10 protein-coding genes are annotated in these 12,494 nt (G+C 62.1%); 4 read left to right on the top strand and 6 right to left on the bottom strand.

The window, feature by feature from the left end:
* Positions 1 to 421 precede the first annotated feature (421 nt).
* The 6 genes from C4J84_RS20385 to gap form a co-directional block, all read right to left on the bottom strand.
* Positions 422 to 823, bottom strand: coding sequence for a YbaN family protein (locus tag C4J84_RS20385; protein WP_124405170.1), 402 nt, complete (start codon positions 821 to 823; stop codon positions 422 to 424).
* A gap of 175 nt (positions 824 to 998) precedes the next feature.
* Positions 999 to 1,607 (bottom strand): biliverdin-producing heme oxygenase, encoded by a 609-nt coding sequence (locus tag C4J84_RS20380; RefSeq protein ID WP_124436009.1) that lies wholly within the window; start codon positions 1,605 to 1,607, stop codon positions 999 to 1,001.
* A 137-nt stretch (positions 1,608 to 1,744) separates the two neighbouring features.
* Positions 1,745 to 4,309, bottom strand: coding sequence for a TonB-dependent receptor (locus tag C4J84_RS20375; RefSeq protein ID WP_124436008.1), 2,565 nt, complete (start codon positions 4,307 to 4,309; stop codon positions 1,745 to 1,747).
* 116 nt (positions 4,310 to 4,425) lie between these two features.
* Positions 4,426 to 5,394, bottom strand: a complete 969-nt coding sequence (locus C4J84_RS20370; protein ID WP_124436007.1) for a FecR domain-containing protein — start codon at positions 5,392 to 5,394, stop codon at positions 4,426 to 4,428.
* Between the two features lie 75 nt (positions 5,395 to 5,469).
* Positions 5,470 to 5,988: an RNA polymerase sigma factor gene (locus C4J84_RS20365; protein WP_124368204.1), complete on the bottom strand. Its 519-nt coding sequence runs from the start codon at positions 5,986 to 5,988 to the stop codon at positions 5,470 to 5,472.
* A 200-nt stretch (positions 5,989 to 6,188) separates the two neighbouring features.
* Entirely contained in the window at positions 6,189 to 7,190 is a 1,002-nt protein-coding gene (gene gap, locus C4J84_RS20360) for a type I glyceraldehyde-3-phosphate dehydrogenase (protein WP_124364224.1), read from the bottom strand.
* Positions 7,191 to 7,410: 220 nt separating this feature from the next.
* Between gap and edd the strand changes: the two genes are divergently transcribed.
* From edd to C4J84_RS20340, 4 genes are read left to right on the top strand one after another with little or no spacing between them, the layout of a single operon-like run.
* Positions 7,411 to 9,237, top strand: coding sequence for a phosphogluconate dehydratase (gene edd / locus C4J84_RS20355; RefSeq protein WP_124364223.1), 1,827 nt, complete (start codon positions 7,411 to 7,413; stop codon positions 9,235 to 9,237).
* On the top strand, positions 9,234 to 10,190 hold the full coding sequence (locus tag C4J84_RS20350; RefSeq protein WP_124371724.1) for a glucokinase: 957 nt from the start codon (positions 9,234 to 9,236) through the stop codon (positions 10,188 to 10,190). The genes edd and C4J84_RS20350 overlap by 4 nt, the downstream gene beginning before the upstream one ends.
* A gap of 34 nt (positions 10,191 to 10,224) precedes the next feature.
* On the top strand, positions 10,225 to 10,959 hold the full coding sequence (locus tag C4J84_RS20345) for a response regulator (protein WP_124371723.1): 735 nt from the start codon (positions 10,225 to 10,227) through the stop codon (positions 10,957 to 10,959).
* Positions 10,949 to 12,418 carry an ATP-binding protein gene (locus C4J84_RS20340; protein ID WP_124364220.1) on the top strand — a complete coding sequence of 490 codons (1,470 nt, stop codon included), beginning with the start codon at positions 10,949 to 10,951 and terminating at the stop codon, positions 12,416 to 12,418. The genes C4J84_RS20345 and C4J84_RS20340 overlap by 11 nt, the downstream gene beginning before the upstream one ends.
* Positions 12,419 to 12,494: the final 76 nt, after the last annotated feature.

Below are 12,494 nucleotides of genomic sequence, written 5' to 3'. Positions count from 1 at the left end.
GCGCTTGGCCCCCAGGGTGCGCAGGTCTTTGACTTGATCGGCGAGAGCGGTGACCACCAGCAGGTTTTCGTTGAAGGTCTTCTGCAACTGCACGGACTGTTCGGCCGCCTTGGCTTGCAGCAGCTGTTCTACGCTGGCAGTCAGCATTTGTGAGCTTGAGTCGCTGACTAACTGATCGTTCTGGTTGGTGGTGTAGATATTGATGCCGACCACCAGTGCGATCACCCCTAACAGGCAGAGGCCGGACAGCAGCACGATTTTCAAGCGGATAGAGAGGGTGTCGAACATAGGTTCACTCACAAATGGACTTGTTGAGATGCGCAGAGCCAAGTCCATTCGGCGCCATGTCTGAAACATCGGCGTAACAAATCAATTCATGAGTGACAGGCGATAAGCGGTAGGAAAACCCCTACACACAGCGTTATACGGGCCGTGCAAGCCGCTCGGGGCGTGACCAGATCCACAGGTTGCCCAGGCTCATGCCGGCGATTGCCAGGTAGATCGGCCAGCCATGATCGAGCATCACCAGCATCAGGGCGGCGCATAGCAACATGCTGACGGTGGCGCTGACTTTGGCCCGGCGCGCGATGATCTTGCCATTGCGCCAGTTGAACAGGATCGGCCCGAACAGGCGGTGGTTTTCCAGCCAGGCGCTGAGGCGTGGCGAGCTTTTGGTCGCGGCCCAGGCGGCAAGCAGGATGAATTCGGTGGTGGGCAAACCCGGTATGACAATCGCCACCAAGCCGATCCCCAGGCTGACATAGGCCAGCAGGCCGTAGAGGATCTGCGCGATTTTCGAGGTGGATTGGGTTTTGCCGGTCATGGTGTGTGCAATCAGGAGGTCACAAGAAATCAGCTTGAAATAGGGTCAAAGTGTGGGAGGGGGCTTGCTCCCGATGAGGGCGTGTCAGTCACTGAATGTGTCGACTGATACGCCGCCATCGGGAGCAAGCCCCCTCCCACAGTTGATTGCATTTCAATTCAGGATCAAGTCGCAATCAGGCCAGTTCAGGGGCGCTAGCGTACGCCTGTTCCAGCAAGACGGTGAAGCGCACAAACGCATCGATGGCGCCTTTATCCATGGCGGCTTCTTCCTCGGCGCTCAATTGCATTGCATCGAGGGTGCGGGTGAAGCTTTTCCAGCCTTCGGCACGGCCGCCCGCCGGCTCGCCCAGGTGACGGGCGCCGAAGGTTTCGCTCAGGCCCAGGCCCACGGCACGTTTGATCAGGAAGGCAGCGCCCAGTTTGGAGCCTTCGGAGACGAACAGCCAGCCCAGGGCTTCGGCCACACCCGGGTTGTTCACCGCCCCGGCAACTGGGGGCGGCACGTCGGTGTCGAGGTCGCCCAGGTCGAGTCTGGCGGCGTCTGCGCGGCAGCGTTCGGCCAGGTTGGGGATGATCCGGTTCAGTTCGGCATCGTTGTACAGCGCCACCAACTCCGATTGGAACAGGTACTGCGCCACCACGAAGCGGGCGAAGTTGGCCTGGGTTGCAAACGGGGCGTGGGCCTTTACCAACGCGTCGAGCCTGGTGTGTGGCGCGTGGGTGATCTGGTTCAGGCGCTGGGAGCGCAGGCTTGGACGTTCTGCGGTAGGAGAAGCGGTCATGAAAAAGTCCTTGAGAAGGGAAGCGCCTTTCTGGCTCTGAAGAGAGCGGTTATCAACTAGACGAACAGGAAGACGCGGCACAGTAAAAATTCCGCATCTCGCCGCTCGATCATCGCGGCGAGATGCAGCGGGCGGCGTCAGATGTCCCAGATCACATTGATCGCGAAGTTGCGACCCGGCTGGGTCAGGCGATCGAGGTTGGCCGGGCCGGTCACCGCGGCTTCGCCGACGCTGTCGTAGCTGCGCACGTCGTCCCAGTTCCAGTACTTCTTGTCGGTGAGGTTGTAGACGCCGCCGTTGATGGTCACGTCGTGGGAGACCTTGTAGTAAGCGCTCAGGTCGAGAATGCCGAACCCCGGCGTCTTGAACGGTCCGCTGGTGTCGCCGTCCGGGGCGTGGAAGGTGCTGCTATCGACGCGATTCTGTTTTTTCACCAGGGTCCAGCTCAGCAGGCCGCCGTAGCTGTCCTGATCGTAGCCCAGGCCGAAGACGCCCTTGAGCGGGTTGACGCTGTTGAGCGGCTGGCCGTTGTCGTCGTTGCGACCATGGGCGTAGGACACCGCTCCCTGGGTATACAGGCCTTTCGGCGCACCGAAGGCATCCAGGTTCAGGCGGCCCTTGGCTTCGGCGCCCTTGATGGTGGCGCGTTTGATATTCACCGCCTGGAACTGCTCGACGGTGCCGCCGACCACCGCGTTGTCTTCGTCGATGAAGTCGCGGTATTTGTTATAGAACACCGCGATTTCAAACGAGCCCTCGTCGAACTTGCCGCGCAGTCCGGTTTCGATGCCCTTGCTGGTTTCCGGCTTGAGGTCGGGGTTGGGCTCCACGGTGTAGCCCAGATTGAGGTTTTCGAAGCGGCCGTACAGCGCTTTGGCGGAAGGTGTGCGGAAACCTTCGGCGTATTGGCCGAACCAGGTGTATTGATCGGTCAGGGCGTAGGTCAGGCCGAACTTGGGCGTGACGCGGTGCCAGGTTTTGTCCTTGCCGTCGACCGCATATTCACCGGTGGGGTTCACGGTGCTGAGGAATTCCTCGGTCAGCTTGGGCTTGAGCCGGGTGTAGTCGTAGCGTACGGCGGGCAGGAAGGTCCATTTATTCCAGCTGATCTGGTCCTGGGCGAACAGCGAATAGGTGTTGATGGTCGGGTCGGGGAAGTCGCTGGATTTCTTCACGCTGTCGCCGGCCGACGGGCTGGGCGCGCCAATGGCGGTGCAGCCGCTGCCGACCGCCAGGCAAGTGGCGCTGCCTTCACGCGAACCGGTGACTTTCTGCTGCTTGAGGGTGGTGCCGTAGGTCACCTGGTGCTCGGTGTCGCCAAGGCTGAAGGCCTTGTCCAGCTGCGCATCGAAGACCCACTGCTTTTCTTCGTACAGGGTGTCGCGGGTGCGCAGTACACGACGGCCCGACTGATAGATTTCAGCCGTGGTCTGGTCGGTCTTGGCGATCTGGTAGTTGAGGCTGGTCTTGATGCGGTCGGCCATCGGCGAGTCGAGGGCGAAGCTGTTTTCCAGGCCGAAACGTTCACGGGTAATGGTGTCGTTGCCGCGACGGTCACGGTAAAGGTTGAAGCCGCGCCCACCAATGAACGGGCCGCCCACCGCATTCTTCAGGTTGATGTCGCGATCATCCTTGTACTTCTCGTACGTCAGGCCCAGGCGGTTAGCGTCGCCATAATTCCAACCCAGTTTGGCCAGCACGTTGGTGGTGCGTGCGTCCTCCGGGTTGGCGCCGGTGCGGGCCAGGCCGGTGGCGTTGTTGCCATCATAGGACTCGGTTTCGTGGCCGTTGCGCTGGCTCAGGTGCAGCAAACCGTCGACGTCCTGCACACGGCCGGCGACGGTGGCGGAGGTCAGCCAGCTTTCGTCGGCGGAGCTGTAGCCGGTCTTCAGGCGGGCGCCGACGTCCTGGCCGGGCGCGATGATGTCATCCGGGTCGAGGGTGAAATAGCTCACCGCGCCGCCAATGGCGCTGCTGCCGTACAGGGCCGAGGCCGGCCCGCGCAGGATCTCCACGCGCTTGACGATTTCCGGGTCGACGTAGTTGCGCCGGGTCTTGGCGTAGGGGCCGTTGAAGAAGTTGTCGGGCACTTCCACGCCGTCGACCTGGGTCAGAATGCGATCGCCGTCGATACCGCGAATGTTATAGCCGGCACTGCCCGAGCGCGTACCGGCGCCGCCCACCGACACGCCCGGTTCGTAGCGCACCAGCTCACGGGTGGTGTTGACGTTCTGGCGGTCCAGTTCCTGGCGGTCGTGCACGCTGACCATGCTCGGTACGCTGTTCACATCCTGCTCGGTACGGGTGGCACTGATGGTTACCTGCTGCAGGTTGAGGGCGCTGCCGGCGGCACGTTTCTCCAGGACGATGTTGTTGTTGCCCAGCTTGCGATAGCTCAGGTTGGTCCCCACCAACAGCCGTTCCAGCGCCTTCTCCGGCGACAACGTACCGCGCACGCCAGGGGACGACACACCCTGGCCCAACTCAGCCGGCAGCCCGACTTGCCAGCCGGTCACACCGGTGAAAGCGTTCAACGCCGACACCAGGGGTTGCTGTTCGATGCTGAAGGTGTAGGTGCCTTGGCTGCGCGGTGCGGGTTCGGCGGCAGTGGCGGCCATTGCCGGCACGCCGGCCATCAGTATGGCGGCGGTCAGCAGAGACAGGACGGGCGAACAAGACCGGCGGTTGAAACGAGAGGACATCGAGAGCGCTCCGGAGATACGAATCTTATAGTTGCGAACCGAACCAAATAGGAATCAGTTGCATTGGCTATAACGAGACGTATCGCCGTTCAGCATCGAGTAAAAATAATTCTCATTTAGTTCAAGATCACCAGCGCCGGGTATTCCGACAGCTTGGCCGAGGTGATGTGGGCCAGGGAACGCACCACGTCCAGCGGTTGGTCGAGCCGATAGTTACCGGTGACGGCGACACTGGCGAGCCTGTCGTTGGTGTTGACGATCCAGCCCGGATAATAGCGACGCAGCTCCGCCAGCACTTCGCCCATCGGGCAGTTTTCGAACACCAGCCGGCCCTGGACCCAGGCCAGGTCCTTGCCGGCGTCCAGCTTGGCCGGCTGACCAAAGCCTTTGGGGCCGATGCGGATACTTTCACCGGCCCTCAGGCGCACCCGGGCGTCGTCGACGGTGTTGCTCAGGTCGACATCACCGCGCTGCACTTGCACCTGGGCTTCGCCGTCGAGATAGCGCACGGCAAACGCGGTGTCGCGCACGCTGGCGCGCACCGGGCCGGCGTCGATTTCCAGCGGCAGGCCACGGCTGGGGGCGATGTCGAAAAATGCTTCGCCCTGGTAGAGGCGGGCGATGCGTTGGTGGTCCTTGATGCGGCTGGAAAACGCCGAATTGGTGTTCAGCAATACGTTGGCGCCCTCGTCCAGTTGCAGACGCTGGCGTTCACCGACCACGGTGAGGTGGTCGGCCTGCAGGCGTACCGGCAGGTTGCTGAAGCTGAACAGACCGAGCAGCAGCACGGCGGCGGTGGCCAAGGGTTTCCAATGCGGTTTGATCCGGCGCCAGGCGCTCGGTTTGCGTGGCGCGGCCAGAGCCACGGCGGCGCTGTGCACGGGCGCGCTACCCCAGGCGGCCTGGGCTGTGCTGAAGGCGTGGGCGTGCGCGGGGTCCTCGGCCAGCCAGGCTTGAAATGCCGCTTGCTGGCCGGGTTGCGCGCACTGCAAGGCGATCAGCCAATCGAGCGCTTGGTCCATGGCCGTGTCTTGCAGCACCTCGTGAGCCAGCTCGTGGGGGCGCAGTTTATTCGGGTCCGTCACGGTGTTCCTCGGGTCTTCGCCACGTTCTATTCATTTTTCCTACAGCCTGGATCGACACTTCTGTCGGCGTGAAGCTTAAGGCTGATCCAGCCGTTCGGCCACACCTACACAGATGGCCATGATCAACTTCAGTTCCTTTTGTACGGTGCTCAAGGACACCTGCAGCTGATCGGCGATTTCCTGGTAGCTGCAACCGTGCAGGCGGCTGAGGATGAAGATCCGCTGCTGGCGAGCACTCAACTGGCCCAGGCTGACGCTCAGGTGCTCGAGCAACTGCTCGGCCTGAGTCGCGTCTTCGGGTGTGCTGATCGGGGCGGCAACGCTTTGCAGGATATCCAGCGGGACATCTTCCTGCAGGGTGCGGGCCTGGATCCTGCGCGAACGCAAATGATCCAGCGCCAGGTTGCGCGCGGTCTGGTAGACGAAGGGTTCAAGGTGGTCGATCGGCCGCTCGCTCAGGGCCCGGGTCACGCGCAGGTAGGTTTCCTGCAACAGGTCCTCGGCGGTGCTGTGGTTATTCACCATGCGTTGCAGCGTGCGCAGCAGAATCACCCGTTGGGTGAGAAAGACGTGGTTGAAGCGAGATTGGCTCACAGTGATACCAGACCGATTTGCAGTTAATGATAATGCTTATCATCAACTGAAATGGCAAGTGGCTATTTCTGCAGCCTTGCACCGCTCAAATGTGGGAGGGGGCTTGCCCCCGATAGCGGTGTATCAGTCATGAACAGGCTGACTGACACACCGCCATCGGGAGCAAGCCCCCTCCCACACGAGCCCCATTCCAAATGGGATTACTCGGCGTTACACAGCGCCAGGCAGTTATCCAGCATCCGGTTCGAGAAGCCCCACTCGTTGTCATACCAGGCCAGCACTTTAAGCAACTTGCCGCTCACCTTGGTGTGATTGGCATCGAAGATCGATGACAGCGGGTTATGGTTGAAGTCACTGGAAACCAGCGGCAGGGTGTTGTAGCCGAGGATCTTCGAGTGCTGGCTGGCGTGCTTCAACAGCGCGTTGACTTCATCGGCCGTGGCTTCTTTTTTCAGCTGCACGGTAAGGTCCACCAGCGACACGTTGATCACCGGCACGCGCACCGCCATGCCGGTCAGCTTGCCCGCCAGTTCCGGCAATACCAGGCCGACGGCTTCAGCGGCGCCGGTCTTGCTCGGGATCATGTTCTGGGTGGCCGAACGCGCACGGTACGGGTCGGTGTGGTAGACGTCGGTGAGGTTCTGGTCGTTGGTGTAGGCGTGAATCGTGGTCATCAGGCCGCTTTCGATGCCCAGTTCGCGGTGCAGCACCTGGGCCACCGGCGCCAGGCAGTTGGTGGTGCACGACGCGTTGGAGATGATCTGGTGCGATTGACGCAAAATGTCATGGTTTACGCCGTAGACCACGGTCGCATCCGCGCCCTTGGCCGGGGCAGAGATGATCACCTTGCGCGCACCGGCGCTAATATGGGCGGCGGCCTTGTCACGATCGGTGAACAGGCCGGTGCATTCGAACACCACGTCAATCTTGTGCGCGGCCCACGGCAGGTCGGCCGGGTTGCGAATGGCACTCACGGCGATCCGGTCGCCATTGACGGTCAGGCTTTCCTGATCGTGGGCGACCTCTGCTTCGAATGTGCCATGCACGGTGTCATATTTGAGCAGGTGGGCATTGATCGAGCTGTCGCCCAGATCATTGATGGCGACGATCTGCAAATCCTGGCGGTAGCCTTGGGTATACAGTGCGCGCAGAACATTACGGCCGATACGGCCAAAACCGTTGATTGCGATACGTAGAGTCATTGGAAAGTGCCTATCGTCGATTTGTTGTAAGAATTACAAGATTATTCGCATAAAAATAGAAAACAAGCCTTTTTAGTGGCAATATTTTGTTCAATCTACAACGAGTGACCTGAATCAACTGGTCCGATGATCCAAACGACTGCCTGCCATCCATGCGCTGCGGGCGTTTGATCAGCATAGACACTCAGGTCGCCACATCCGTTAGCCTGGAGTTCTATACATGCATCCCCGCGTCCTTGAGGTCACCGAACGGCTTATCGCCCGCAGCCGCGCCACCCGCGAGGCTTACCTTGCGCTCATTCGCGGCGCAGCCAGCGACGGTCCGATGCGCGGCAAGCTGCAGTGCGCCAACTTCGCCCACGGCGTGGCCGGTTGCGGCACCGAAGACAAAAACAGCCTGCGCATGATGAATGCCGCCAACGTGGCAATTGTTTCTTCGTATAACGACATGCTCTCGGCGCATCAGCCGTACGAACATTTCCCTGAACAAATCAAGAAAGCCCTGCGCGAAGTCGGCTCGGTCGGCCAGTTCGCCGGCGGCACGCCCGCCATGTGCGATGGCGTGACCCAAGGCGAGCCGGGCATGGAGCTGAGCCTGCTCAGCCGTGAAGTGATCGCCATGTCCACGGCGGTCGCGCTGTCCCATAACATGTTCGACGCTGCGTTAATGCTGGGCATCTGCGACAAGATCGTCCCCGGGCTGATGATGGGCGCGCTGCGCTACGGCCACCTGCCGATGATCTTCGTGCCCGGCGGGCCAATGCCGTCGGGCATCTCCAACAAGCAGAAAGCCGATGTGCGCCAGCGCTACGCCGAAGGCAAGGCCACCCGCGAAGAGCTGCTGGAATCGGAAATGAAGTCCTACCACAGCCCTGGCACCTGCACCTTCTACGGCACCGCCAATACCAACCAACTGTTGATGGAAGTGATGGGCCTGCACCTGCCGGGCGCTTCGTTCGTCAACCCGTATACGCCGCTGCGCGATGCACTCACCCGCGAGGCCGCGCACCAGGTCACACGCCTGACCAAGGCCAACGGTAATTTCACGCCGATCGGCGAGATCGTCGACGAGAAGTCACTCGTCAATTCCATCGTCGCCCTCAACGCCACGGGCGGGTCCACCAACCACACCCTGCACATGCCGGCCATCGCCATGTCGGCGGGCATCATCCTGACCTGGCAGGACATGGCCGACCTCTCCGAAGTGGTGCCGACCCTGTCGCACGTGTACCCGAACGGCAAGGCTGACATCAACCACTTCCAGGCGGCGGGCGGCATGTCGTTCCTGATCCGCGAACTGCTCGAAGCCGGCCTGCTGCACGAGGACGTCAACACCGTGGCGGGCAAGGGCTTGAGCCGTTACACCCAGGAGCCGTTCCTGGTCGACGGCGAACTGATCTGGCGCGACGGCCCCATCGAAAGCCTCGATGAAACCATCCTGCGCCCCGTGGCCCGTGCGTTTTCGCCGGAAGGCGGCCTGCGGGTGATGGAAGGCAACCTCGGCCGTGGCGTGATGAAAGTCTCGGCAGTAGCGCCCGAGCACCAAGTGGTCGAAGCGCCGGCGGTGGTGTTCCAGGATCAACAGGACCTGGCCGATGCCTTCAAGGCAGGCCAGCTGGAAAAAGACTTTGTCGCGGTGATGCGCTTCCAGGGCCCGCGCTCCAACGGCATGCCCGAATTGCACAAAATGACGCCGTTCCTTGGCGTGTTGCAGGACCGTGGGTTCAAAGTCGCCCTGGTGACAGACGGGCGTATGTCCGGCGCCTCGGGTAAGATTCCCGCCGCGATCCACGTCAACCCCGAAGCCCAGAGCGGCGGGCCGCTGGCGCGGGTCCAGGATGGCGATATCATTCGCGTCGATGGCGTTACCGGCACCCTGGAGCTTAAGGTGGACGCCGAAGAATTTGCCGCGCGCACGCCGGCCACGGGCCTGCTGGGCAATAACGTGGGCGCCGGTCGCGAGTTGTTTGCATTCATGCGCTTGGCCGCAAGCTCCGCAGAGCAAGGCGCCAGCGCCTTTACCTGTGCCTTGGAGACGCTTAAGTGAAGTTAGCGCTGGTCGGTGACATCGGGGGTACCAACGCCCGTTTTGCGTTGTGGCGGGATCAGGCACTGCATTCGATCCGCGTGCAGGCCACGGTGGATCACGCAAGCCCTGAGGAGGCCATCAAGGTCTATCTCAGGGAGGTAGGCCTGGCGCTGGGTGACATTGGCGCGGTGTGCCTGTCGGTGGCCGGCCCGGTGAGCGGCGATGAATTCAAGTTCACCAACAATCACTGGCGCTTGAGCAAGACGGCTTTCTGCCAGGCGTTGCAGGTAGACGAACTGCTGCTGGTCAATGACTTCTCGGCCATGGCCCTGGGCATGACCCGCTTGCAGCCCGATGAATTTCGCGTGGTGTGCGAAGGTATCCCGGAGCCGTTGCGCCCGGCCGTGGTGATCGGCCCGGGCACCGGCCTGGGCGTCGGTACCTTGCTGGACCTCGGCGCAGGCCGTTGGGCGGCGTTGCCGGGGGAGGGCGGCCATGTCGACCTGCCCCTGAGCAGCCCGCGTGAAACGCAGTTGTGGCAACACATCTACAGCGAGATCGGCCACGTCAGCGCTGAAACCGCGTTGAGCGGTGGCGGTTTGCCGCGCCTGTACCGGGCGATCTGTGCGGTGGACGGGCACACCCCGGTGCTGCACACGCCCGAGGCCATCACGGCGGCGGGCCTGGCGGGCGATCCGGTGGCGCTGGAAGTGCTCGACCAGTTCTGCATCTGGCTGGGCCGAGTGGCCGGCAACAATGTGCTGACCACGGGCGGGCGTGGCGGTGTGTATATCGTGGGCGGGGTGATACCGAGGTTTGCCGACTTCTTTATCCGCAGCGGTTTCGCCAGGAGTTTTGCCGACAAAGGCTGCATGAGTGACTACTTCAAAGGCATCCCGGTGTGGCTGGTGACCGCGCCGTATTCCGGCTTGACCGGTGCGGGTGTGGCGCTTGAGCAGGCATTTGCTTAGGCTGTGACGGCCTCATAACAACAAGGAGGACCCCGTGAGCGTAATCAGTAAATCGATTCTCCTCGTCGACGACGACCAGGAAATCCGCGAATTGCTGCAAACCTACCTCAGTCGCGCCGGCTTCCAGGTCCGTGGCGTGGCTGATGGCGCGGGGTTCCGCCAGGCGATGAACGAGGCGCCGTGCGACCTGGTCATCCTGGATGTGATGTTGCCCGATGAAGACGGTTTCAGTCTTTGCCGCTGGATCCGCCAGCACCCGCGCCAGGCGCAGGTGCCGATCATCATGCTCACCGCCAGTTCCGACGAAGCCGACCGCGTGATCGGCCTGGAACTGGGCGCCGATGACTATATCGGCAAGCCGTTCAGCCCCCGCGAACTGCAGGCGCGGATCAAGGCGCTGCTGCGGCGCTGCCAGTTCGGCCAGGAGCGCAGCAATGGCGGCGAGGTGTTGGCGTTCGATGAATGGCGCCTGGATATGATCAGCCATCGCCTGTTTCACGTGGACGGCGAAGAGGTGATCCTCTCCGGCGCCGACTTTGCCTTGCTCAAGTTGTTTCTCGACCACCCGCAACAGATCCTCGACCGCGACACCATCGGCAACGCCACCCGGGGCCGCGACCTGATGCCGCTGGACCGCATTGTCGACATGGCCGTCAGCCGCCTGCGCCAACGTCTGCGCGATACCGAAAAACCACCCCGTCTGATCCGCACCGTGCGCGGCAGCGGCTATCAACTGGCAGCCAGCGTGGTTGCCGGCAATGCCCACTGAACGTCTGCGTGAACTACGCCGGCGGATCCCGGTACCGCGTTCGCTGCTGGGGCGGATGTTACTGCTGACCCTGTTGGCGGTGCTGTTTGCCCAGGCGTTATCCAGCGTGATTTGGGTGTCGCAACTGCGCGCTACCCAGCTTGAAGGCCTGGTGACGGCTGCCCGTAGCCTGGCGCATTCGATGACCGCCAGCGTGAGTTACTTCCGTTCATTACCAGTGGCCTATCGCCCGCTGGTGCTCGACCAGTTGCGCAGCATGGGCGGCACGCGTTTTGTGGTGACCCTCAACGATCGCCCGCTGGATATGCAGGTATTGCCCGAAACCCCGCGCAAGCAGGCGGTGCTGGTGGCCGTGGACGACGTGCTGCGCCAGACCCTCGGCGCCGATGTGCATATCTCGGTGGAATTCGTCAGCGCCGAAGACCTGCGCATTTTCAATGCCGGGCTTAAGCTCGACGAACTGCCGCGCTCCTGGGCTCACTACGCGCTGACCCTCGAGCCGGTCAACCCGCCGGTGCTGGTCACCCAGATCCAGCTCGCTCCCGGTGAATGGTTGTACATCGCCTCGTTGTTGCCCGAACCCTATACCAGCCTTGAAGAGCAAGGCCTGCCAGCCCAGCAGGTGTGGTTTATCGTGTTGACCAGCGGTTTCCTGCTGCTGTTCATCGGCTTGCTGGTGCATTGGCAGAGCCGCCCGCTCAAGCGCCTGGCGCGGGCGGCGCGGGACATGTCCCTGGGGGCGGATGTTGAGCCGGTGGCCGAAGGCGGCGGCAGTGAAGTGGTGGAAGTCGGCCGTGCGTTCAACGCAATGCGTGAGCGCATCAGCCGTTACCTCACCGAGCGCAGCCAGCTGTTCAGCGCGATTTCCCACGACCTGCGCACACCCATCACACGCCTGCGCCTGCGCGTGGAATTGCTCGAAGACGAAAACCTGCAAGCCAAATTCGGCCGCGACCTGGATGAGCTGGAATTGCTGGTCAAGGGCGCGTTGCAATGCGTGAAAGACACCGATATCCACGAGAACATCCAGCCGGTGGACCTCAACCACGTGCTCGAATGCCTGGTGGAACCCTACCTTGCGCCCAACGGCAATGGGCGGGTGACCCAGCATGGGCAGGCCCTGACCACCTATCCGGGCAAGCCGCTGGCGCTCAAGCGCTGCATCGGCAACCTGATCGACAACGCACTGAAATACGGGCAGAACGCGCATTTGCACATCGAGGACGATGGCGCCGAGTTCATCCTGCATGTGGACGACGAAGGCCCCGGCGTGCCGGAACAGCGGTTGGAGCAGGTGTTCGAACCGCACTTTCGCCTGGCCGGGCAGCAGCAGGGCTATGGGCTGGGGTTGGGGATTGCACGCAATATCGCCCATAGCCATGGTGGTGAGGTGAGTTTGCAGAATTTGCGCGAGGGTGGGTTGCGGGTGACCCTGCAGCTGCCCCGCGGCCTCGACTGAACATACGCAGGACCCAATGTGGGAGGGGGCTTGCTCCCGATAGCAGTGTGTCAGTCAGCTGATGTGTAGCTGATAC

The sequence above is a fragment of the Pseudomonas sp. R11-23-07 genome (assembly GCF_003852295.1).
Taxonomy (GTDB): Bacteria; Pseudomonadota; Gammaproteobacteria; order Pseudomonadales; family Pseudomonadaceae; genus Aquipseudomonas.
This window is presented reverse-complemented; position numbering and strand designations above follow the sequence as displayed.

What these genes read in the sequence shown, in the direction of transcription:
- C4J84_RS20385 (WP_124405170.1), bottom strand. Translation starts at nt 823, where the DNA reads ATGACCGGCAAAACCCAATCCACCTCGAAAATCGCGCAGATCCTCTAC.
- C4J84_RS20380 (WP_124436009.1), bottom strand. Translation starts at nt 1,607, where the DNA reads ATGACCGCTTCTCCTACCGCAGAACGTCCAAGCCTGCGCTCCCAGCGC.
- C4J84_RS20375 (WP_124436008.1), bottom strand. Translation starts at nt 4,309, where the DNA reads ATGTCCTCTCGTTTCAACCGCCGGTCTTGTTCGCCCGTCCTGTCTCTG.
- gap (WP_124364224.1), bottom strand. Translation starts at nt 7,190, where the DNA reads ATGACTCTACGTATCGCAATCAACGGTTTTGGCCGTATCGGCCGTAAT.
- edd (WP_124364223.1), top strand. Translation starts at nt 7,411, where the DNA reads ATGCATCCCCGCGTCCTTGAGGTCACCGAACGGCTTATCGCCCGCAGC.
- C4J84_RS20340 (WP_124364220.1), top strand. Translation starts at nt 10,949, where the DNA reads ATGCCCACTGAACGTCTGCGTGAACTACGCCGGCGGATCCCGGTACCG.